Source organism: Paenibacillus sp. KN14-4R (assembly GCF_052180255.1).
Lineage (GTDB): Bacteria > Bacillota > Bacilli > Paenibacillales > NBRC-103111 > Paenibacillus_AM.
Map to the genome: position 1 here is coordinate 4,095,519 of NZ_CP197466.1, position 25,037 is coordinate 4,120,555.

16 protein-coding genes are annotated in these 25,037 nt (G+C 44.9%); 3 read left to right on the forward strand and 13 right to left on the reverse strand.

Features of this window, described 5'->3' with window-relative positions:
* Nucleotides 1-6: 6 nt before the first annotated feature.
* From ACSBOP_RS20150 to ACSBOP_RS20160, 3 genes are all read right to left on the reverse strand, one after another.
* Entirely contained in the window at nt 7-978 is a 972-nt protein-coding gene (locus tag ACSBOP_RS20150; RefSeq protein WP_442604543.1) for an ABC transporter ATP-binding protein, read from the reverse strand.
* Nucleotides 978-1,961 carry an ABC transporter ATP-binding protein gene (locus ACSBOP_RS20155; protein ID WP_442602265.1) on the reverse strand — a complete coding sequence of 328 codons (984 nt, stop codon included), beginning with the start codon at nt 1,959-1,961 and terminating at the stop codon, nt 978-980. The genes ACSBOP_RS20150 and ACSBOP_RS20155 overlap by 1 nt, the downstream gene beginning before the upstream one ends.
* 224 nt (nt 1,962-2,185) lie before the next feature.
* Entirely contained in the window at nt 2,186-3,025 is an 840-nt protein-coding gene (locus ACSBOP_RS20160) for an SDR family oxidoreductase (RefSeq protein WP_442604544.1), read from the reverse strand.
* A gap of 347 nt (nt 3,026-3,372) precedes the next feature.
* Between ACSBOP_RS20160 and ACSBOP_RS20165 the strand changes: the two genes are divergently transcribed.
* From ACSBOP_RS20165 to ACSBOP_RS20175, 3 genes are all read left to right on the forward strand, one after another.
* The gene (locus tag ACSBOP_RS20165) at nt 3,373-5,130 is read left to right on the forward strand and encodes a methyl-accepting chemotaxis protein (protein WP_442602266.1); all 1,758 of its coding nucleotides are present in this window, start codon (nt 3,373-3,375) and stop codon (nt 5,128-5,130) included.
* Nucleotides 5,131-5,275: 145 nt separating this feature from the next.
* Nucleotides 5,276-8,971, forward strand: coding sequence for a non-ribosomal peptide synthetase family protein (locus ACSBOP_RS20170; RefSeq protein ID WP_442602267.1), 3,696 nt, complete (start codon nt 5,276-5,278; stop codon nt 8,969-8,971).
* 27 nt (nt 8,972-8,998) lie between these two features.
* Nucleotides 8,999-9,382, forward strand: a complete 384-nt coding sequence (locus ACSBOP_RS20175) for a VOC family protein (RefSeq protein ID WP_442602268.1) — start codon at nt 8,999-9,001, stop codon at nt 9,380-9,382.
* 63 nt (nt 9,383-9,445) lie between these two features.
* Here the strand turns inward: ACSBOP_RS20175 and ACSBOP_RS20180 are convergent, their stop codons facing one another.
* The 10 genes from ACSBOP_RS20180 to ebgA all read right to left on the reverse strand — a co-directional run bounded on the left by ACSBOP_RS20180 (nt 9,446) and on the right by ebgA (nt 24,682).
* On the reverse strand, nt 9,446-11,755 hold the full coding sequence (locus tag ACSBOP_RS20180; protein WP_442602269.1) for a cation-translocating P-type ATPase: 2,310 nt from the start codon (nt 11,753-11,755) through the stop codon (nt 9,446-9,448).
* A 279-nt stretch (nt 11,756-12,034) separates the two neighbouring features.
* A complete protein-coding gene (locus tag ACSBOP_RS20185; RefSeq protein WP_442602270.1) occupies nt 12,035-12,901 on the reverse strand; it encodes a YitT family protein in 867 nt (288 codons plus the stop codon).
* Nucleotides 12,902-13,188: 287 nt separating this feature from the next.
* On the reverse strand, nt 13,189-13,674 hold the full coding sequence (locus ACSBOP_RS20190; protein WP_442602271.1) for a CcdC family protein: 486 nt from the start codon (nt 13,672-13,674) through the stop codon (nt 13,189-13,191).
* Between the two features lie 51 nt (nt 13,675-13,725).
* Nucleotides 13,726-14,724: an LLM class flavin-dependent oxidoreductase gene (locus ACSBOP_RS20195; RefSeq protein ID WP_442602272.1), complete on the reverse strand. Its 999-nt coding sequence runs from the start codon at nt 14,722-14,724 to the stop codon at nt 13,726-13,728.
* Entirely contained in the window at nt 14,724-15,962 is a 1,239-nt protein-coding gene (locus tag ACSBOP_RS20200) for an aminopeptidase (RefSeq protein ID WP_442602273.1), read from the reverse strand. The genes ACSBOP_RS20195 and ACSBOP_RS20200 overlap by 1 nt, the downstream gene beginning before the upstream one ends.
* A gap of 94 nt (nt 15,963-16,056) precedes the next feature.
* On the reverse strand, nt 16,057-17,976 hold the full coding sequence (locus ACSBOP_RS20205) for an ABC transporter ATP-binding protein (protein ID WP_442602274.1): 1,920 nt from the start codon (nt 17,974-17,976) through the stop codon (nt 16,057-16,059).
* The gene (locus ACSBOP_RS20210; protein ID WP_442602275.1) at nt 17,973-19,712 is read right to left on the reverse strand and encodes an ABC transporter ATP-binding protein; all 1,740 of its coding nucleotides are present in this window, start codon (nt 19,710-19,712) and stop codon (nt 17,973-17,975) included. The genes ACSBOP_RS20205 and ACSBOP_RS20210 overlap by 4 nt, the downstream gene beginning before the upstream one ends.
* Nucleotides 19,709-20,185 (reverse strand): MarR family winged helix-turn-helix transcriptional regulator, encoded by a 477-nt coding sequence (locus ACSBOP_RS20215; protein ID WP_442602276.1) that lies wholly within the window; start codon nt 20,183-20,185, stop codon nt 19,709-19,711. Before ACSBOP_RS20215 ends, ACSBOP_RS20210 begins: the two co-directional genes overlap by 4 nt.
* Nucleotides 20,186-20,429: 244 nt before the next feature.
* Nucleotides 20,430-21,449 carry a LacI family DNA-binding transcriptional regulator gene (locus ACSBOP_RS20220; protein ID WP_442602277.1) on the reverse strand — a complete coding sequence of 340 codons (1,020 nt, stop codon included), beginning with the start codon at nt 21,447-21,449 and terminating at the stop codon, nt 20,430-20,432.
* Between the two features lie 137 nt (nt 21,450-21,586).
* The gene (gene ebgA / locus ACSBOP_RS20225; protein WP_442602278.1) at nt 21,587-24,682 is read right to left on the reverse strand and encodes a beta-galactosidase subunit alpha; all 3,096 of its coding nucleotides are present in this window, start codon (nt 24,680-24,682) and stop codon (nt 21,587-21,589) included.
* Between the last annotated feature and the right edge of the window lie 355 nt (nt 24,683-25,037).

Below are 25,037 nucleotides of genomic sequence, written 5' to 3' on the forward strand. Positions count from 1 at the left end.
GAGCTGCTAGTTATAAAGATGACAAGCCACGAAATGCTCAGAGCCCGTATCCTGAAGTGCTGGGCGAACCGCTCGACAAATTTCCATTGCATGCGAACATCGAGTATGAAAAGCACAACCTGCAGGTGCATTCGCCGGACTGGGGACATCACCCTGTAAAATAATGCGCTCCCGACGGTCACCATCAGGATCGATTGTTGGAACAGCAGATAAAAGGGCTTGGGTATAAGGATGCTTCGGATTGTCATACAATTTGTCCTTATTCGTAAGCTCAACAAGTCTGCCTAAGTACATCACACCTACTCGATCACTTATATGCTTCACAACGCCTAAATCATGCGCGATAAAAATATAGGTTAAGTCAAACTCCTTCTGCAGATCCTGCATCAGATTAAGCACTTGAGATTGAACGGATACATCTAATGCTGATACGGGCTCATCTGCAATAATAAGCTGCGGGTGAACCGCCAGCGCTCTAGCAATTCCAATACGCTGCCGCTGCCCACCCGAGAATTGATGCGGGTAACGTCTGACATGCGAGGCATCCAACCCCACCACATCGAGCAGATGCATGACACGCTCCTTGCGTTCTTTACTGCTGCCAATCTGATGGACAATCATGGGCTCTTCCAAAATACGCCCGACCGAATGACGAGGATTGAGTGAGGCGAATGGATCTTGAAACACCATCTGCATATCCCGACGTGCCCGGCGCAGCTGATCATCCGTCATTTGGGTGACATCCTTACCTTGAAACATCACTTGACCTGCCGTCGGTTCAATCAACCTCAGAATCGCACGACCTGTCGTCGATTTTCCACAACCACTCTCACCGACTAGGCCAAGTGTCTCTCCTTTTTTCACCGAGAAGGAAACATCATCAACCGCCTTGCACTGACCCACTTCCCGGCCCAAGATTCCACCTTTTATGGGAAAATACTTCTTCAAATGGTTCACCGTTAATAACTGTTGATCCATCATGCTCCCTCCTCTGGCATGTGCAGCCAGCAGCGGCTGCGATGATCTGCCTCAATTGCCATCAATCTTGGCATCTCTTTGTGGCATATCTCCATCGCATATTCACATCGCGGGGCAAAACGGCACCCTTGTGGCAGTGCTCTCGGACTCGGCACCGTACCAGGTATAGAGTACAGGCGATCTTGCTTCATGTTCATATCAGGCACAGATTGAATTAAGCCCTTCGTATAGGGATGCTGCGGATTTTTCAGAATCGCACGCTTATCCCCCTCCTCTACCACCTTGCCTGCGTACATGACGACAATGCGGTCACACATCTCAGAGACAACACCCAAGTCATGGGTAATCATCATAATCGCCGTACCTGATTTGCGGTTAAGCTGCTTCATCAAATCGAGTATTTGCGCCTGAATCGTCACATCAAGTGCAGTGGTCGGTTCATCGGCAATCAGCAGCTCAGGATCACAGGACATCGCCATGGCGATCATCACACGCTGACGCATTCCACCTGAGAGCTGGTGTGGGTACTGATCCACAACCGCTTCTGGACTAGGTATCCCAACTTTCCGCAGCATTTCGATCGTATGCTCCCGTGCCTCACGCTTGCTTATTTTACGATGCAGACGCACCGTTTCTACAATCTGATTACCACTCGTAAACACCGGGTTAAGTGAAGTCATCGGCTCTTGAAAAATCATCGCAATCTCATTACCGCGAATTTGCTGCATCCGACTCTCGGTTAAAGAAGCCAAGTTCTCTCTCTTAAATTCAATGGAACCGCTTACAATTCTTCCGGGTGGTTGAGGGATTAATCCCATAATCGAAAGAGACATTACACTTTTACCACAGCCCGACTCCCCAACGATCCCTAGAACTTCCCCTTTGCGGATTTGTATATCCACCCCATCAACAGCGGGCACACGACCCCGATCGGTAAAAAAATGAGTCTGCAAACCTTTAATCTCAAGAAGCGGTTCGGCCATGTATCCACCTTCCTTCAATTCCTAGTTTCGGTTCAATCGCTATTACGTTGTTATATGTATATTATATCTATCCAACTTCTATTATTCTCCTAATATAACATATCGATTATTAAATTCAATTATTTTCAAGTAATTTAATTAAATGGATTTTAAGTCTGTTCAAAAAGTCTGATCTACGCGGGACTTTTTGAACAGACCCTCACACTTCCTTTACTATCTACACCCTATCCATTTAAGATGACTCCACCATTGACATGCAATACCTGCCCCGTCATATAGGAGGCATCATTTGATGCCAAGAACACATAGGCCGGCGCAAGCTCTCTCGGCTGACCAGGTCGCTGCATGGGCGTATCCGAGCCATGTTCCGAAACCTGCTTGTCATCCATCGATGCGGGAATCAGCGGTGTCCAGATTGGTCCTGGAGCAACAGCATTGACCCTAATTCCTTGCGTTGCCAAATTAGCAGATAACGAACGAGTGAACGCCGTAATCGCCCCTTTGGTTGCAGAATAATCTATCAGATCAGAGCTGCCCTTATACGCTGTGATCGAAGTCGTGTTCACGATGGAAGCTCCTTGCTTCATATGACCTAAAGCTGCCTTTGTCAGATAGAACATCGAGAATATATTCGTACGAAACGTACGCTCCAGTTGCTCTTGCGTGATGTCTGTCAACTTCTTCTGAATATGCTGCTCAGCGGCATTGTTCACGAGTACATCGAGTTTTCCGAATGTATCTATCGCTTGTTTGACGACCTGCTGACAGAACGCTTCCTCCCCAATGTCGCCAGCAATTAGCAAACATTTTCTGCCTTCTGCCTCCACCATTTTACGAGTTTCTTCGGCATCGTCTTTCTCATTCAGATATACAATGACAACATCTGCACCTTCTCGTGCAAAGTACACCGATACAGCACGGCCAATACCGCTGTCACCCCCTGTGACAATCGCTACCTTATCTTGCAGCTTTTGCGATCCTTTATAATTCGAATCAACAGCCTCCGGCTTAGGATTCATCTCACTTTCAATTCCTGGCTGCTTATTCTGATGCTGCGGCGGCATCACAGGCTTCTTTCCACTTGATGCTGGACTCAATGCTATACTCCCTTTCCTCTTGAAATTCCTAACTAGTTTTCCCAAAAAAAGAAAAAAAGCTTCAATAGCCTCTAAATGAAGCCGATAATTAATAAGTGATATTGTTCACAAATTTTTTATGTCACAAAGAAATGAGTAAAAAATCACATTATTAATTATTATTCAACATGTAAAATTTGGTCTATAATAAGAAGCTGGTGTATCCGGTCTAACATCTTGTACATGTTCGAATTGGAGAGAATTGGAGGGAGACTGAACAAACAAATACGTAGATAGAGACTTATTATTAGAGGAGAAATAAGGAGTTGGAAGTATTGCAAAAGTATAGAAACTTTTCATTTATTACAAAGAACGTCATATTCTCATCCATTAACATCGTATTAATTGGGGCTATTCTTATCGTCTCAAGTTACATCATTCAACAGCGTGTACTTGTCACGCAGCTCCACAAACAAATTCAAATGGTTACGGATAACTGGGCTAATGGAATCGATGTTACCAAAGTAAAAGAGGCCATTCATGAAAAAAGCTATGAAGGTCCCGTGCAGACTGCACTTCGAGAGCATTTAAGCTCTGTTAAAAAGTTTAATCCGAACATCGCTCAAGCTTACATCTTCGGAACAGAATTACAAGATGGTAATAAAACATCGCTCGTCGCAATGCCAGAGAGCCTAATGAATGATTTCAAGAAAGAGAATGTACAGATTGGGGACATGTACGAACAACCTCAGACTGTAGCTATTGCTCTAGATGAAATGCTTAAGACGGGTAAACCCACATTCACAAGCTTTTATTCCGATGTATTCGGTACATGGGCGACCATTGCCTATCCCATTAAAGATATAGATGGCAAGATATTCGCGTATTTCGCTGCAGATGCGGACGCAAGCGCAGTTCCAGATGGCCTACATACACTTCTTACATATGAAATCTTGATTCTGCTTATCTTCTTGGTACTGATCATTCTGCTGCAAATCTTCATTACTCGCAAAACACTAGCTCCCATTAAACAATTAATTGACGGAATCGATGAAGTGAGTAAAGGTAACTTTGAAGTACAAGTACCCATTGGCAAAAATGATCTTGGATTAATTAATGAAAAGTTCAACGACATGGTTGGCAAAATTCGCGGTATGCTTATCAAAGTTAAACGAACTTCCGATGAGGTCACTTTATCCGCACGAAATCTGCTGTCTGTCACAGAGCAAAACAGTGAACATGCCAATAAGATCACAAGAAACATTCAAGAGATTTCCGATGGCATTCAAAAGCAAGAGCAAGCAACCAACGATAGCTCTAGAGCCATGTCTGAGATGGCCATCGTCATTTCTAATATCGCAGGCAGCTCATCTACCGTATCCGATGAAGCCTATGCAATGGAGTCCATATCCATTCAAGGTAATGAAATTATTCAGCAGGTCTCGAACCAAATGGGGCTCATTACACAATCGGTGACGAATACATCCAATGCGATTCAGGCACTTGATAATCGCTCCAGAGAAATCGGCGATATTCTTAGCATTATTACCGGCATCTCCAGTCAGACGAACCTGCTTGCACTTAACGCAGCGATTGAAGCTGCCCGCGTTGGCGAGCAAGGAAGAGGCTTTGCCGTCGTTGCAGGAGAGGTTCGTAAGCTTGCAGAGCAATCCGAACATTCCGCGCAGCAAATTGCTGGGCTTATCAAAGAAATTCAAACCGACATTACCAATGCCGTTCATTCTATGGAAAAAGGAATGGAAGAAGTGCAAGTTGGTATGCAAATTTCACAGCAGACAGGCTCCTTGTTTAGCGAAATATTAGCTGCAACGAAGAAAGTTTCAGCGCAAATACAAGAGGTTTCCAGTGCAACGCAAGAAATATCAGCAGGAACAGAAGAAATGACAGCTACTGCCGATGAATTACAAGCCGCAGCTCGTAGAACTGCAACAACAAGCGGCTCAATCAGCTCCGCTGTCCAACAACAGACAGCTTCCATGCACTCTATTGTGGAAGCGTCGAATAGACTCACAACTTTATCTGAAGATTTACAAGAATTGATTACCCACTTTAATGTTCAGAAAACGAAGTAATACCGTTTAAAATCACCTTATTTCAATTCAAATACCTTCCATCGACACATGGAAGGTATTTGTTTGAAAGTCCCCACTAGAAAATCATAGAGACTACCCAGAGAGAGAATTAGAGAACCCATACAGAGAGGAAGAAGAGATAACCATGCTACAATCTCAAAATTCGAATAGCGCAACCTATAACGAAGCTTTACCCGTATTGCAAATTCCACTAGATTTCGCACGTCATACAAGAACGTATACATACGCAACCTCAGATATGAAATTAAACGAAGACTTGAACCATCAGCTTTACAGCTCGCATACACAAGAGGAGCACCATCTTTTGTTCTTATCCGCTTACCTGACTTGGATCTACCGATTATCGAATGAAAATGAGATGTTCGTCGCTACTTCGACTAAGGACCACCCGGTTACACCGATACAACTTTCAATCGAAGGCAGCCAATCCTATAAAGCTGTATTGGATCTTGTACAGAAAGGTTTCCAGGACGCACCCAAAGCAGCAGCAAGACATACAGAACCTGAATCGATCTTCAGCGTTAATGCGAATTCAGATCATCCTAATCAACCTGAATATATGCTGAATTGGCAGCTGCATGAGCGCAATGGACAGTACAACATCCGCGTTGAATACGATCAGTCGCTGTTTAAAGCAGAAACCATCAAGCGTTACATGGCCTACTATACCCTGTTACTAGCTGCTGCTTTAGAGCATCCAAATACGGCAATAAACAGCACGCCACTCCTACTACAAACGGATATCAATTTATATGAAGAACTCAATCGCACACAAGTGGATTATCCAAAGAATAAAACGATCCATCAAATGTTCGAAGACGCTGTTAGTCAGTTTCCAACCAACTGTGCACTGGCTTCCAGTCATGGAGAATTAAGTTACCAAGAACTAAACGCACGTGCGAACCAATTCGCCCGCCTACTGCTCGACAAATTGCTGCAAAAAGGTGATTTTGTTACGATTCTGATGGAAAGAAGCTTAGAGACGATTATTAGCATCCTCGGTATCCTTAAAGCCGGCGGGGTTTATGTACCAGTCGATCCTGAGCATCCAGAAGAACGCAACAGCTACATTATTGAGGATACGAAATCCGCTTTTGTCGTCACGAAAGAAAGCTATATCGAGCAGACCGAGCACCTATGCGCAAGCATCAATACGGTCAAAGAAATTCTGCTGCTCGACTCGCGCCTAGACGCTTATGAGACGAGCAATGTGAATTTGGCTATACAACCAGACGACCTTGCTTACATCATCTACACTTCTGGTTCTACAGGCCGTCCAAAGGGCGCACTAATCGCACATGAAGGCGTAGTGAACCTCGGGGCTGTTGTAAAACGGGACTGCAACATTAATGAGCATGAGGTGCTGACACAATTCGCAACTTACAGCTTTGATGCATCCGTTTGGGATACGGTTGGGGCTTTATTTTATGGAGCCAAATTGTACTTACTGTCACCGGAGGAGCGGATTTCTGTCGAGGAGTTTGCTGAAGCAATCGAAAGAACGCAGACGTCGATCATTACGATTTTGCCAACCGTATTCTTTAATCAGCTCACCACATACTTATCTGACGAAGGCTTTAAGAAACTTGCGAAGGTAAAGTTAATTACGGTTGCGGGCGAGGCTTTGTATGGCGAAATGGTACGTGCCTTCCAGCGTAAATTCGGGGAACAGATCGACATTGTGAACGTCTATGGGCCTACCGAATGTACCGTTGCAACCACAACGCACCGTATTAGCGGATTCATTCCAGAAGATCTTGCGAACGTTCCAATCGGGAAACCGATTCATAACTACAAAGTATATATCGTCAACGAGGCGGATCAACTATGTCCGGTTCAAGTCCCTGGGGAACTGTATGTAGCAACCGTAGCACTTGCCAAAGGCTATCTGAACCAACCTGAACGAACAGAGCAATCATTCATCCCGAATCCGTTCCATCCGAATGAACGCATCTACAAATCAGGAGATATCGTACGACTCTTGGAAAACGGCACAATCGAGTATGTCGGACGACGAGATTCACAGATCAAGATTCGTGGACACCGTATTGAAATTGGTGAAATTGAAGATTGCTTCTCCAAATATCCGAACGTACAAGACGTTGCGATCATTCCGAAAAAAGATCGTGACAACCAGAACATGCTCGTTGCCTTTTTCACATCACAAGATCAGTCCGAACTATCTGTTGCCGATCTGAAAAAGTTCCTTGCTGAACACCTGCCTTCCTACTTCGTGCCAAAGTTCATCTGCCAAATGGATCAGATGCCCATTGCACCAACAGGCAAGTTGGATCGTAAAAAGCTGGCTGCCATCGAACATACAGAAGAGCATTTGCCAAGCGATGATTACATCGCACCCGAGAATGAGGTCCAACAAATCATCGTGCATGCTTGGGAAGAAGTGCTGAACACGAAGTATATCGGTATCCATGATGATTTCTTCCAGATGGGCGGAGACTCCTTACAGATTATCCATCTGCTTGTCCTGTTGAAGCCGCATTTTGCTGGACTAAAGATCAACGACTTTTTCCAATGCAAAACGGTTTATGAACTGTCGCTACGTGTTGAACAATTGGCACAAGCGGTTCAAGTAGAGGAAGAAACAAGCGGTCACTGGGAAGTTAGTGATCTGAATGAACATCCTGTTCGAGTTGAAGGTCCAGTCCATGTAGAGGATTACGGACAACCGAAACATGTCCTATTAACGGGAACGACTGGATACTTAGGGTCACACCTGCTTTATGAGCTGTTAATGAACTCCGATGCACATATTTATTGCTTAATTCGCCAATCTGCGGCAGCTCCGAGCTTAGAGCGTTTGCAGCAGATTATGAAGCTGTATTTTGGCAATCAAATTGTAGATGTAATGAAAGATCGCGTGACGATTGTTGAGGGCGACTTGGAAGTTGATAAGCTTGGGTTGTCTGAAGAGGATCAAGCGATGCTTCGTACCCACGTAGATACGATTCTGCACAGCGCCGCTGACGTCAGACACTTTGGGGATGCGGCAAGCTTCGCAAAGACAAACATTCTTGGCACACAGTACTTGCTGGACATCGCACAGTCGAAGAAAGGCGTTCGCTTCCACCATGTATCGACAATCGGTATCCCAGAAGATCTTGCTTTGAGCGGTCAATGGGAATCCGTGTGCGAGAAGCCTGATTTTGCCGACGATCTAAAGGTTGAGAATGTATACACGAATAGTAAGCTGGAAGCGGAAAAACTACTGCTTGCTGCTGGGAAAAAAGGTACTGCCGTTACCATCTATCGTGCTGGTAATTTAACTTGTAACTCGGGAACAGGCCGATTCCAGAAAAATATCGACAGCAACGCGTTTTATCGGATGATCAAAGCGATGCTCTTACTGGGTAAAGCACCAGAGGCGAACTGGTATGTAGACTTTACGCCGATTGACTATGCAAGCAAATCCATTATTCACTTCGTCATGCGCAAGGATACAATCGGACGCTTGCTCCACATTGTGAATCCAGAGCCAATCTTGTACGCATCATTCATTGATATGATTCGTGCTTGCGGGTATGAGGTCGAGACCATGAAGTTTAGCCGGTACATGAACTGGGTATTGGATAAAAATAACAAGCAAAGTGCAGAAGCCCTGCAGCTTGCGATGGCACAGCTTGAAGGTGATGGTGCGAAAGACTCCAAATACCGTTATGGCTGTGCAGAAGCATCGCAGATGTTAGAAGATACAGGGGTGCAGTGTCCGCCTGCCGATCTGGCATTTATTCGCAAAATGATTGAGCATGCGGTAGAGGTTGGCTACTTCCCAGCCGCTCGGGTGCTGCAAGAGCAGAAGTAAAGAGAATGAACTAGTGGAGGTACATGTATGGAGAACATGTTACTGATGTCACACTGCATATTCCCAACTCTGGATATATGGAGAACTGCGAATTATTATGAACAAAAATTAGGATTTAGGGTTGTCCCTTATTTGGATGCGAAGGAACCGCATATTTGCCTATATCGTGACGCAACCGAAATTATTCTTACCCAATCTAACGGGCAAGAAGTCATACCTAATCGCAAACTGTATGGATACGGGTACGATGCCTATTTCATCACACGCAATCAAGTGGAGCTGCAGGAGCAATTCACTGTCGCTGGCGTGAACATCGTTCGACCCTTAACACATACAGACTACAATAATACAGAGCTTGTTATTGAAGATATCGATGGTAGATGGATCGCTTTCGGTATCAAGCAAGGTTAACGACAAGAACCCTTAGCCAAGCATTACGCTTGAACTATGGGTTCTTTTTATCTTTTTATCTTCCTATACCCATCTTCTTATCAAGCGATTGCCAAGAGATAGCAACGGCCATGTCAGCAGGACAAGCACAAACGCTGGCAAGACGCTTGGTAGCGAGGTGAGCATAAAGATATTTTTCCCAATTGGTGTTAGGAACGCTGCAAGGAATAGCAGCAGCATGCCAATGACCAATTGGATTTTCAAGCCACTTAAAGGTCTTGCGATCCGTGTGAGTACGACTAAGCTTGAGCCACCAAGTACGAGAACAGCAAGTGTGCGCGATTCTTCGATACCAAGTCCGCTTTTAAATGCGTAAAGGAACATCCCAATCGTCACGCCTGCAAGGATAATCGCATTGGGGATCGCCGATCGCAGGACTCTTTTTAAAAATCCAGGATTCACACGCTCTTGATTCGGACTCATCGCTAAGAAGAAAGCCGGAATCCCAATCATTAATCCACCAATCAGTGTGACGTGTATCGGCATAATCGGATACGGCATCAAGATAAAAGAGAAGATAAGCGACAGCAGAATGGAGTACACCGTTTTAGATAGGAAGAGCACGGATACTTTCTCCAAGTTATTGATGATCTTCCGACCTTCCAACACCACTTTAGGTAGAACGCTAAAATCAGAGGTAAGCAGCACGAGCTGAGATACTGCCTTCGCCGCATCAGAACCGTTCGCCATCGCAATCCCGCAATCCGCTTCTTTAAGTGCCAGTACATCATTCACGCCGTCTCCCGTCATGGCAACAGTATGGCCTTTTGACTGTAGTGCCTGAACGAGTAATTTCTTCTGATGCGGTGAAACACGCCCGAACACGGTATATTCCTCTATAATCTTCGCAAGTGATTCCAAATCTTCAGGCAATGTCCTTGCGTCGATGTACGCCTCTGCCCCCTGTACGCCTGCCCTAGCAGCTACCGCAGAAACAGTAATCGGGTTATCGCCAGAGATGATCTTAATCGTCACCCCTTCTTTGGCAAAATAGCGTAAAGATTCCGGCGCTTCCTCGCGAATCCGATCCGCAATGAGCAGCAGCGCAACAAGCCGAGGCTTGCTAATCATGCCCTGCATAAACGCATTTTCATCCACCTGAGCAAGCAGCAGCACACGTCTGCCTTTGAAGGCTTCCTTCTCTACTACCTCCTGAACTTGCTCATACTCCTCTTGCAAAATCATCTCAGGAGCGCCGATTACCCAAGCACCCTCTGAGTCGAACGCAGCGCCGCTCCATTTTTTATCGGAGGAAAAAGGAATTTTGTGTGTCACATCCAAGCTAGGCGCTTGGCTATACCGATCACGAATCGCCTGCTGGGTCGGATTCATACTAGGCAATGCATGAACAACTCCAGCAAGTATCTCCTCCACCCGATTCTTTGGATCATGACCAAGCTGCCTCACATCGACAAGATCAAGATTGCCTTCTGTAATTGTCCCTGTCTTATCCAGACACAGCACATCCACACGCGCAAGTACTTCTGTCGCAGGGAGTTCCTGCACCAGAGTCTTATGCTTTGCCAATTGAGCAATCGCTACGACAAAGGTCGCACTCGTCAGTAATACCAGGCCTTCTGGAACCATACTCACAATACCAGACACAGCCGCGATCACAGCATCGTGCCATGTGCCGTGTGCGAACATCAATTGTGTCAGGACAAGCAGCGCACCGATCGGAATGACCAACCACATAATGATCTTGAACAACTTATTCACCGCTGTCTGAAGCTCGGAATTAATTTGTTTGAATCGCTTCGCCTCACTCGCAAGTTTTGCCGCATACGTATCGGAGCCTACCTTCGTTACCTTGGCATAACCGCTTCCCGCTACAACAAAGCTGCCAGATAAAATCTGCGCGCCTTCGCGCTTGCCGATAGGGTCTGCTTCACCTGTAAGCTGAGATTCATCTACTTCCAGCATGCAACCCGGCAAAACTTCACCATCAGCAGCAATTCGATCACCAGGCTTTACAATCATCACATCATCCATGACGAGCTCTTCTGTCGCTATCGCTTTCTCTTGACCGCTTCGCAGCACCTGAACATGCGTCACATTCAGAACAGACAGCTTCTCTAACGTGGCTTTCGCACGCAACTCCTGAAACAATCCGATACATGTATTGAGTATAACAACGCCAACAAACAGCGCATTTTTCGGTGATCCTGCTAACAATACGGCTGTAGCAAGAATGACATTTAAAAAGTTAAAGGTCGTAAATAGATGCGTCCGCATAATTTCCCAAAATGTCCGAGAGGGAACCCGCGGCAGCCTATTGACTTGATCTTGTTCAATTCGAATACGTACTTCCTCTTCAGTAAGACCAACTCTCATGATGCAAACTCCCCCCTGGAAGTAATCATTACTTCTATTTCTCTGTTTCTAATACTAAGACAGCTAGCTTGCATGAACTATCGAATTGGCTTACACCAATCTTACAAAATTGACAGATTCACCAATAGATCTATCCTATCAGATGAACTTTTCCTCTTTCTTAACAGAACCTTACGTTTTTCTTAAGCTTCTTTTTACGAAATAGCTTTAAAATAACGCAAAAAACCTCAGCCCTTGTTGGGGAGCTGAGGTTTTTTGAAATTGCCTTTTCGTATTCAACTAATGAATATTGTTCTTCTGGAAGTTACCGCCAAGCACATCGGAAACCGCCTCAATCGCGATAAACGCACGATCATCGATTTCATGGACAATCGCTTTTAGCTTTGCAAGTTCAAGACGTGTAACCACGCAATAAATGATTTGAATCTCTTCTTTTTTGTAACCGCCTCTGGCATATATAAAGGTTGTGCTGCGCCCGAGTCGATCCATGATCGCTTGAGCCACTTCCTCGTATTCACTCGAAATAATCGTAACCGACTTGGATTCGTTCAAACCTTCGACCACGATGTCGATCAATTTAAACGCAATATAATAAGTAAAAATGGAGTACATCGCTGAATCCCAACCATATACAAACCCTGCAGCGACGAAAATAAATACGTTAATCATCATGATGATCTGTCCGACTGGAATACGGAACTTTTTCGATAATAAAATAGCAACAATTTCAATTCCATCTAAGGAACCACCAAAGCGAATAACAAGTCCTACACCAATACCTAAAATCAATCCACCGAACAAGACCGCCAGCAGCTTCTCATTCGTAAAAGCTGGCACACTATGCAGCCACGCTGTCGTTACAGACATCACCGCAATCCCGTAGAGCGTTGAGAACGCGAACGTCTTACCAATTTGTTTAAACCCGAGTATCAAAAAAGGTACGTTGAGAATAAAGAGGAATACACCGAGGGGAAGCGAGGTTATTTTGGATAACATAATCGAAATACCCGCAATACCACCATCAACAATATCGTTCGGTACTAAGAATACCTCCAGCGCTAAACCCATCAGTACGGCACCTATCGTAATAAAAATAAATTTCTTAATATAATCAAGCAACGTAATCTTCTTGTGTGTTCTTGGCAATAAATTTCCTCCTTGAAACCAGTATCGTTATTCTTCCTGTATGGACTGCCGGTTATACGCGAATCCGGACTCCGTCATTCGTCGACATAATTCCAACAAAAAACAGCTGACTACCCCCCTTTAAGACAAAAGGTTTACTGTTCCACTTACTCCGACCCTATAATCGTATATAAATATTCCTCATTTGGCAAGGTTTGATCCATTTAAAGTGTGATGAATATCACTTTATTTTTCTTTTTCAAGCACGAAAAATCCCCTTGGCATAGCGCCAAAGGGGATTAGACGTATTACAAATTCATTTCTTTTGCCAATTTCTTGTATTCACGAGCCATCGCAATGCGCCAAGGCAAAATCATACCGAAAGCTAGAATGAAAAACAGCGCACCTGTCTGGGGTATACTTATATACTGCTCAATCCAATCATGCAGGAACAGCCGAATGGCAAGCAATCCTACGATAATAAAAATAAATGATTTAGATCGAGTAAGAAGAATTTCTTCGCCAACCACATGCAGCTTGGAAGTGCGAATGAGCGGATAAGCAAACAGCAGGGCGCCTACGAGAAAAGCTACAATTCCCCAAGTCCAAGGAATCCGCATCATCGGGACAACGAACATCAAGAATCCTGTAGACATGCCAAGTGGCGGGATAATGATCTTCCGCATATTTGTTGGTTTGTCTGAGCTTTTCAGCCTTAAAAAAATGACGAGCAGTCCCCCAACTAGCGACACTATGATCGATAAGTAGTGGGTAGGAATCACGATCCCTCTCATGTTATACACATCCTTCATTATCCAAGTTGCTTTTCAACCCCAGTTCTTAGTTTAGCTGAACGCTTTCGCGATTAACCGATAGGATTGCAGCTTATGTTCAATATCATGCGTGATCGTCACAATCATGATTTCATTTGTCTGGTACGCTTCACTTAGCTCCAGTATACGCGCCTTGACTTGTTCAGGGTTCCCCACGATCATTCGCTTGCGGTTTTCCTCTATCCGCATGCGATCAACAGGTGTATACGGATAGGAGCGTGCTGTTTGTACAGAGGGTACGCCTGTCGAGCTAAAGTCGCCTTTAGACATCAAGAGTAAGGTCAAATCCAGACTTGAAGCGATCTCACCTGCTTGCTCCTCGGTTTCTGCACATACTGCGAATATGGCAACCATCCCCTGTGGCTTACTGCCTACAATCGAGGGTTGGAATGTCTCTTGATAACGACGCATCACATCCGCTCCACCCTGCCCATTGATAAAATGAGCAAAGGCGAACGAGGCCCCACGCTTGGCTGCGAGCGCAGCACTATCACCACTCGATCCAAGCAGCCACATCTCTGGCCGTGTTTGAATCATGGGTGCCGCATGTAATCCGCGGAAGCGATGTTGATCCGTTTGATCATGCAAATAATCAATGAGATCGTCCAATTGCTGTGGATAACGATCCACACCACTCATCTTGCCTTCCTGCAAAGCTTGCGTGGAAAGCGGCATTCCACCCGGCGCCCGACCTAGACCCATGTCCACTCGCCGCGGATACAGCGCCTCTAAGAGACGGAAATTTTCCGCTACTTTATAGGCACTATAGTGCGGCAGCATCACACCGCCAGAGCCAATACGAATGCGTGAAGTCCGTGCTCCCAAGTGGGAGATCAACACTTCCGGGCTTGAGCCTGCTAAATTTTGCGAAAAATGATGCTCAGACACCCAGAAGCGCTTATAACCCATCATCTCTACTTCTTGCGCGAGACGTGCTGTGTTCTCAAGCGCCTCGACTGCACTGCTGCCTGAGGAGATGGGGGTTTGATCCAGCACACTTAATTCAATCATTAAGCAAGCGCCCAGTTACCATTTCTCATAATCGGCTCGCGCTTACCGTCTTTCGTAATACCGTCTACATTCAATTCAGCAGATCCGATCATGAAATCAACGTGAGTTAAGCTTTGGTTCACACCATGAGCCGCTTTCTCTTCGTCGGACATCTTGGTTCCGCCTTTAATGTTCGTTGGATATGCGTTACCAATTGCAAGGTGACAAGACGCATTTTCATCAAATAAAGTATTGAAGAAGATCAAGTTGGTCATGGAGATTGGAGAATGATGCGGCACTAATGCCACTTCGCCAAGACGGCTGGAACCCTCATCTGTGTTAACCAAGTGTTTCAATGTTTCGTAGCCTTCTTCTGCACTGAAATCAACGACTTTACCATTCTCAAAAGTGAGTGAGAAGTTGTTGATTACCGTACCGCCATAATTAAGCGGCTTCGTGCTGCGTACTGTACCGTTCATACCATTTTTATGTGGCATTGTGAACACTTCTTCTGTTGGCATATTCGGTCTGAACGGTCTGCCGCTTTCACTTACAGCACCGCCACCAGCCCAAATATGATTCTCCACAAGATCAAGTGTGAAATTCGTACCTGGTGCTTCGTATGCAAGTTGCTTATATTGCTTACCATTTAAGATCTCAGCAACTTGGTGCAATTTATCGCAGTGTTCTTGCCATGCTTGAACAGGATCTTCAGCTGGAATACGTGTTGTTTCAAAAATAACATCCCACAGCTTCGCAACTGCATCATCATCGCTCTCCGCATTTGGGAACACCTTACGTGCCCATTCCACAGTCGGGTAGCCGATCAAGGACCATACCGCACGATCAGACATTAAGTATTCACGGTACTTGCTCATTGCTGTAGAAGCTGTTTTGGTATTCGTTGCAATACGCTCTGGGTTAATACCTGTAAGCAAATCTGGGTTCGGTGCATAGATCGTTAAGAATGCTGTATCATTTGCTGCCATTTCTTCAAAGCCTTTTGCTCTCCACATCGGGAATTCTGTGAAAGCGACATCAGGTGCCAACTCATATTTCGTACGCGTTACTACATCATCGTTCCACTCCACCATGACGTTCTTTGCTCCGGCTTCGTACGCTTTCTTCACCACTAGGCGCGCAAGATCTGCACTGCCGATAGAAGCATTCACTACCAATGTCTGACCTTCTTGTAGGTTGATCCCTGTGCGGATCGCTAGATTCGCATACTTCTCTAAATTTTGCTGGAATTGACTCATCGATAATTCCTCCGTATACAATGATATTTTTTATTGACTATGCCTCTATTTACTATACCTCTGAGGACATCTTTTTCCAACATTTTTCGGTTCATTAACCCACGTCTTGTGCCAGAGAATGACCGGCAAATTGGCTATTGTACAAATCAGCGTAAAAACCACCTTTTGCAAGCAGTTCTTCATGATTACCTTGCTCAATAACACTACCCTTATCCATCACAAGAATGAGATCTGCATCACGAATGGTTGACAATCGGTGAGCGATCACAAAGCTCGTTCTACCTGTCATAAGCGTGTTCATCGCTTTCTGAATGTGCACCTCAGTTCGTGTATCTACACTGCTCGTTGCTTCATCAAGAATTAGAATCGTCGGGTCCGCGAGAATAGCGCGTGCAATCGTTAATAATTGCTTTTGACCTTGCGAAATGTTAGAAGCCTCTTCATTGAGCACTGTATCATAACCATCCGGCAATGTGCGAATAAAGTGATGTGCATGTGCCGCTTTCGCCGCATTCACAATATCATCCTCGGTCACATTCTCACGACCATAAGCGATGTTATCTCGAATCGTACCGTTAAATAGCCATGTATCTTGCAACACCATTCCGAACATACTGCGCAGATCACCGCGCTTCATATCCGTAATATTAACTCCATCAATCATAATCCGACCTTCACTTAGTTCATAGAACCGCATTAACAAATTGATTAAAGTCGTCTTCCCTGCACCTGTCGGTCCGACAATCGCCACCATCTGGCCTTGTTTTACATCAATGTTCATATCCGCAATGAGCGTTACATCTTCCTTATAGCCGAAGCTGACATGCTCGAACGCGACATTTCCTTTTGCCGATCCAAGTGTCTTCACGTTATGACCAGACGCTTCTTCCACTTCTTCCTTCTCATCCAATAGCTCAAACACCCGCTCCGCCGATGCAATCGTCGATTGAATGATATTCGCAATGTTAGCTGTCTGTACGATAGGCTGTGAGAACTGTCTTGCATACTGGATAAAGGCTTGAATGTCCCCGATCTTGATCGCGTTACGCGTCACAAGCACACCGCCGACCACACAAATCAGCACATAACCAATATTATTAATGAAGCTCATCAGCGGCATGATGATGCCGGATATAAACTGCGCTTTTTGACCAGAGTTATATAGTCTATCGTTAATTTCTTCGAACTTGGCAATCGATTTCTCTTCATGACCGAATGCTTTAACAATGTTATGACCGGTATACATCTCTTCAACGTGCCCGCTAAGCTTCCCAAGTTCTTCTTGTTGTCCTTTAAAATAACCCTTAGACCGTGATGTAATTGCCTTAATCACGACAAAGCTTAGTGGAAGTGTCAGCATCAGAATCAATGTCATGAGTGGACTGATCGTCAACATCATCACAATCACACCAACTAACGTCACGATGGATGTAATCAGCTGTGTTAAGCTCTGCTGCAGCGTACTGCTAATGTTATCCACGTCATTAACGACACGACTAAGAATTTCCCCGTGTGTCTTCGAATCGTAGAACTTCAGCGGCAAGCGTGCCAACTTATCATTCACTTCTTGACGTAAATCATAGACTGTCTTCTGGGCTACACCTGCCATGAGATATTGCTGAATGTAGCTGAACAAAGCACTTATTAGATAGAGAGCTGCCAGGACGCCAAGAATTTGCAAGATCGCTGAAAAATCGATGTGTGCGCCCGGTATCCTTTGCATTTTACCCATTACGCCTTCAAAAAGCTTCGTTGTGGCATTCCCTAATATTTTGGGGCTGAGAATCGCAAAGATTGTACTGATGATTGCCGTAATGAATACCCCAATTAGTTGATACTTGCGCGGCTTTAAATAACCCATTAGGCGCTTGAGGCTGCCTTTGAAGTTTTTTGCCTTCTGCGTCGGCATGCCCATACCCATGCCCCTACCCATGCCCATTGGACCGCCCGGATTCTTCGGGCCTTTGCTGGACCCTGCCTGATCTTGAGGGCGTTGCTGGTTTTCTCCACTCATGCGATTCCCTCCTTTTCCTGCTCCGATAATTGGGAGGACACAATTTCTCGATACACTTCGCTTGTTTCCATCAACTTACGATGACTGCCGATCCCTGCAACTTTTCCTTCATCTAATACAATAATTTGATCGGCATCCATAACCGTAGTCACCCGCTGTGCTACGATAATGACCGTAGATTGTGTCGTTTCCTCTTTTAACGCTGCACGCAGTTTCGCATCCGTCTTTAAATCAAGGGCAGAGAAACTATCATCGAACACATAAATCTCTGGACGTCTAACCAATGCCCGAGCGATCGAAAGACGCTGTTTCTGACCACCCGATACGTTCGTACCCCCTTGTGCAAGAATGGACTGATAACCTTCCGGCATATCTGCAATAAAGTCACTGGCTTGTGCAATCGTTGCCGCATGCGTCACTTCTGCATCTGTCGCATTCTCTTTTCCGTAACAGATATTGTCTGCAATTGTACCCGTGAATAACACGGCTTTCTGTGGCACATAGCCAATCTTAGCCCGCAAGCTTTCCTGTGACATCTCGCGTACATCCACACCATCCACTTGAACATTCCCACTGCTAATATCATAGAAACGAGCAATAAGATTGACGAGTGTCGATTTACCTGATCCGGTACCCCCAATAATAGCTGTTACTTCACCCGGACGCGCATCGAAGGAAATACCGGATAGCGCAGGCTCTTCTGCACCCGGATAACTGAACACTACATCCTTAAAAGATACAACGCCTTTAGTTGGTTTACTTGACTGCACAGAAGCTGCAGGATCTTTTACTTCAGGAACCATGTTCAGAACTTCATTAATCCGCGCGGCAGATACGGAAGCACGCGGAATCATCACGAACATCATCGACAGCATGATGAGGGAGAACATAATTTGCATCGCATATTGAATGAATGCCATCAAATCACCGACTTGCATACTTCCTTCGTCGATTCGAATCCCACCAAACCAAATAATGGCGATTGTTGAAAAATTAAGCACCAGCATCATCACTGGCATAAGTGCTGCCATAATTTTATTTACTTTAATTGATGTTTCCGTAAGGTCCCTATTCGCAGCCCCAAAACGCTTCTTCTCATGATCAATCCGGTTAAAAGAACGTACAACACGAATGCCCGTCAAACCTTCACGCAGTACAAGATTGAGCTTATCGAGCTTCGTCTGTACGACCTTGAAGAGCGGTATTCCTTTACTTGTAATAGCCGCAATAGCAAGCACAATAATCGGAATTACCGCTACAAAAATCAGTGACAACTCCGCATCCTTGGATACCGCCATAATGATACCGCCGATACACATCATCGGTGCCATAATCATCATCTTTAGCATCATCGTTAACACTTGTTGTACCTGATTAATATCATTGGTCGTTCTCGTAATTAAGGAAGCTGTACCGATTTTATCAAACTCCTGCATGGAGAAATTCTCTACATGCGAGAACACTTTACCACGGACGATTCGCCCAAATCCGACTGCCACCTTGGATGAAACATAACTGGCAATGATAGAGAAAACCGCACCAATTGCAGCAATAAGCAGCATGAATGCGCCGATTTTGATAATATATGGCGTGTCAGCTTTCACTATCCCAAAATTCACGATATCTGCCATTAATGTAGGCAAGTAAAGTTCAGATAAGCATTGTAAAAAGACAAGCACCAAGACGAATCCAATTAGCATCCGATAGGGCTTCAGATATCGAAATAACTTGATCAAACCTGTTCACCTTCCTTTGTATCAGATTCTTTCTTCCCATGAAAATAAAAAGAAACTTCGTTCAATAGCTCTGCAAGCATGTTGCTTCGTTCCTCACCTAAATGTTCAATTAATCCTGCAAAAGAAGCGTTCATCCCATCCATTGCCTTCTGGGTCACTTCCTCGCCTTTATCTGTCAGCTTAAGTCGGACTGCACGTCGATCCTCCGGATCTTCGTAACGCTCAACAACTCCGCTTTCTTCCAACCCATTAATTAATTGTGTAACGGTAGGCATCGAGATATGGAGCAGCTTGCCAATATCCGACACTTTCAAATTCGCGCCCGTACGTCTTGGCCCATGCTTCATGCAAAATAAGACCCGCACCTCGCTTGGTTTATATCCCATAACCGGGCGCCCATGCCATTCCGCCTTTCGAAATTGCATGAAGGCACGCATTAGTTTCTGTGAGGTTGTTCCTTCTGGATATTCCATGAATCTCCCCTCCTTTTATTTAGGTTTACAAATGTTTTAGCTCTAATTTAATTAGTGTTACTAAGTATATGACTGAATACTTTAGTTGTCAAATAAAATGGGTCCTCTTAAGATACACCCCTATTATGAACACAAGATGAACGACAATGCCTAATCTTTGACGACTACTTCGTTTCATAGTAAAGAGACCGCAATCTCATGAATGCGGTCTTGCTTCTTTTCTACTTGCTTTCATTGCCTCTAACTACTTCCGAAGAGTACTCGTAACCTTGCAGCAGCTCTCTCGAATGATCAATTCTGTTGGGATCACAACTTTCTTCGCAATGGTGCGATTACCTTGAATCCGCTCAAGCAGCAGATCAAGTGCGGTTTCACCCATAAACTCACTGTATAGCTTGATGGTCGTAAGCGATGGTGTCATGAACTGTGCCACTTTAATATCATTGAAGCCCACAATACTGATGTCCTCCGGCACCTTCAATCCCCGCTCCTGAATCGCACGAACAGCTCCAATCGCCATCGAGTCATTTGCGGCTACAACTGCTGTAAAAGAAGCCTTGGATGCCAACAAATCATTCATCAATCGGTAGCCATCTTCCGCAGAGAACTCACCTACTTGAACAAGACCCGAATCATATCCGCCTACCTTATGCATCCAAGCTTCATACGCCACCTCGCGACGATCTACCTTACTTGACACCCCTAGCTCATCCTTGCCTCCGATAAAAGCAATCTGCGTATGTCCCAAGCTGTGCAAATGGTTCATCGACTGCTCCACTGCGTCCGCCAAATCGACCATCACCACATCAAATCGATGATCCACAGGGAGTGAATCAATGAACACCATATTGGCATTCAGCCGGCTCATCTGCTCAACTTCATCCTCACACACTGGACCAACCACAAGAAGTCCCGCTAGATCCCGTACATTAAAATTCGGATCATCCTTATGCCCTTTGATGAGCTGGATTGACTTCTCCTGCGCAGCACCTTCAATACCTAGACGCATTGCGAGATAATAAGGATCATTCAGTTCTTCACTCTTGGCAAACGTCATGATCATCCCAATTTCTATTTTCTTCGGCGAAGACTTGATCTGCTTTTCACTCTTAGTCGATTTCTTATATTCAAGTTCTTCGGTTATTTCAAAAATACGACGTCGTGTCTCATCCGACACCGATAAAGTCTGATCAAAATTCAATACTCTCGACACCGTCGATATCGACACATTTACCTTCTCTGCAATATCCTTCAGCGTTGCCATCTATCTCACTCCAATATCTCAACCTTGTATCTTCCGATTGTACTGTCTTTTTTACTAAAAATAAAGTAAAACAAATAGGAGCAAGCCCATCCAAATCGGATGGGCTCGTTGTATCTACTATTGTATATCGTTACCGCTCACAACCTATTTTCCCGAATCGTCTCCTTTGCCTTCCGCACATCCGACACTTCCTTGTTCGAGTACACAGACAGCTTAATTTTCAAATGAAACGGCTCAAACTTGCAGCGATATTTGTCCAATTGGTTCTGACCACAAGAGTTGGAACCAAGTCCGTTCTGTTTCACGTCCAAGTTGAGCACAATGTAATCCCGTTTCTTGAGCTCAATCGTATGCTTCGCCGCATCCAAGTCCTCTGCCTCATAATACATCGCACTAAAGTCCATGGAGGGATAGCCAACAGCCAACAGCCCTACACCATAACGATCCGTTAAACGTGCCCAACGGGTATCGGTGTGGTTCCCATTTTCCTGTGGAACGACGTAATTCGTGAACATACCATCCACAGACTGCTCATACACCCCGAACAGCCCTGCTTGCTTGGAATCCACATACGTTTCCCCTGGTCCGCGTCCATACCACTTACCATTCTCACAGTCCTTACTTACATGCATGTTCACGCCGATGCGAGGTAACATCGCAGGGGCATTTTCAACTAAACCACTAGGCTCACCGCTTACATTCAGCAGTACATCCCCATTCGGATAAATACGGTAGTCATAAACCGAGCGATAATACCATGAAGCATTCGTTGCACCATTCATTGTCTCTACTTGCACGTGAACATGATCAACATGCTGCTCATAACTCACATTCTCAACCACCTCATGCATCAAGTGCATGAATGTCGTCTTTTTGTAATCTTCGACGATATACATATCGTTATCAATGGGTGCACGCCAGAACTGCAGGGCTGGACCCTTCTCGACAACCACCTTGCCGTTACGTGTCCATGATTTCATAGATCCTTTTACCGTATCAAAAATAATCTCGAACTCTTCCCCCTGTACCACCAACTCACAGTGTTGCTCGATCATCACAAGCAAGCCGCTTGGTTCGATGTAATAAGGTTCCGTCACAATTGGCAGCAGCAATTGTCCTGTGGCAAGTTCATGTCCACGAGGCGCCCATTTGTAGGAACGATTCAGCACATAGGAGATATTCAAGTAATAGTCTGTACCCCGTTCAGGCTGCCAGTCCAATGTATAATCCAATTGAATCTCCTTACTGGAACGCGCCGCAATACCACTTAAATTGGCTCTACCTGATAAAAGAATTTCATCATCTTTTACAATGGAATAGATCAGATCCAAGTGATCCAGTGTGCTAAAGTCATACTTGCTCTCTACGCGGATGATACCTTTTGCTAGATCAACGGCATACGTATGAACGGGTTCAATGACCTTCTTATACTCCAACAAGCTTGGTGAAGGTGTGCGGTCGGGCATAATCAATCCATCTATACAGAAGTTGCCGTTCGTCGGATCATCACCAAAGTCGCCGCCATAGCGGTAATAGACCTTATCATCCTCATGAATCGTCTGAATACCATGATCAAACCACTCCCAGATGAATCCACCTTGTAATTTGTCATGCGCATAGAACAAATCTTGATATTCTTTCAAGTTTCCTGGGCCATTGCCCATCGCATGTCCATACTCACACAATATATGTGGTTTAGAAGGAGTCTCAGCAATCGTCTGCATGGTGCGTTTTTTTGTGGAAGATTCATCTAATCGCTCTAACCACGAATACATCGTCGACAGCACATCCGTTACTTCTGCTTCACGATCTCCTTCATAATGAACCAGACGTGTGGGATCCAGCTCTCTGGTACGTTTCGCCATCGCTCTGAAGTTACAACCGAACCCCGATTCATTGCCAAGTGACCACATGATAATCGAAGGGTGGTTCTTATCTCGGTGCAGCATACGTTCCAAGCGTTCTACATAGGACATTTCCCAAGCGGGATCGTCGGAAATCCAGTTGTATTTCCCCGTTAACTCGAACCCGTGGCACTCCAAGTCCGCCTCATCGATCACATACATCCCATACTCGTCACATAAATCATAGAGCCATGTGGAGTTCGGATAGTGTGCGGTGCGAATCGCATTGATGTTATGCTGCTTCATCAAGTGAATATCCTTGATCATATCTTCCCGCGAAACCACGCGGCCCGTAATCGGGTGATAATCGTGACGATTAACCCCTTTGAACTTGATGGCCACGCCATTAATCGTAAAAGTGTCACCTTTCAGTTCGATTTTACGGAAGCCGACTTGTTGTGGAATGACTTCAGTAACGGAATCCCTCTGCTTAAACGTCAATAACAATTGATACAAGTTCGGCGTCTCTGCCGTCCATAATTTCGGCGCTTCAATGACTTCCTCTATTGTCACTTCATCTTGTGCAGGCGTTTCACCACTGACAACGATCCGTCCTTTATCATCTAACAACTCATAAGCAATGGAATTGCCCACCTGCAAGTTGCGCACAACAGCCGATATTTGCAGCTTAGCTGCTGTATAATCCGCATTCAAATCCGTCACAACAGTAAAATCTTCAATCCCAACCTTTGGCTGCGTATACAAATCCACATCACGGAATATACCGCTGAGCCACCACATATCCTGATCTTCCAAGTAAGTGCCATCTGACCATTGGTAGACGCGCACGGTAACGTCGTTCTCACCTGCTTGCACATAAGACGTCACATCAAATTCAGCGAGCATTCTAGCGCCTTTACTATAACCAATCTCCTGTCCATTCACCCATAATTGATAAGCCGAATCGACCCCATTAAATCGTAAAATGACCTGCTGATCCTTTAGCCAGTCTTCACAAATGGTAAAGCTGCGTTTATATATCCCTGTCGGGTTGTCTGTCGGCACGAAAGGCGGATTAATCGGGAAGTTGTACCACAGATCGGAATAGTGCATTTTGCCATAGCCTTCTAACTGCCAATTACTCGGAACCGTGATCGCATCCCACTTCGTCACATCAAATGCAGACTGCTCAAATCCAACCGGACTATATTCCGGGGCTTGTAAGAAGAGGAACTTCCAAGAACCATTTAAGCTTTTAAAATGATGGGTATACCCCGGTTCATTCGTTTGTGCCTTCTGCTTACTTGAAAAAGAATGAAAGAACGCGCGCGGCTTCATTCGATTCAGATGATTTTGTCCGATATTTTCCCATAGTTTCATTGCACGCATATGAGGTTCCCCCGTCATCTATGTATTTAACAAGGAAAACATAACACACAATTTTACTACATTCAATCATTTTTTACTAAGTTTTTTACTATCTTTTTTTACTATAGTATTTTCAAATTAAGTGCCTATTAACGAATATTATTTTACTAAAAAATGAGACGTGTGATTGATCGAACGGATGAACAAGTGGGTTTTCGATGATATGGGGCTAGAAGCCTTTGAAAAAAGAGGGAGGAAGCGGCTAATGGGATCCGAAGCAACAAGTGTCCACAATTCCAAGATGCCGCGGCAGCTTTAACGTGCTATCAAAAAAACAGGCTCAACCGATTCGATTGGCCTGTTTCTCTATTCGAGC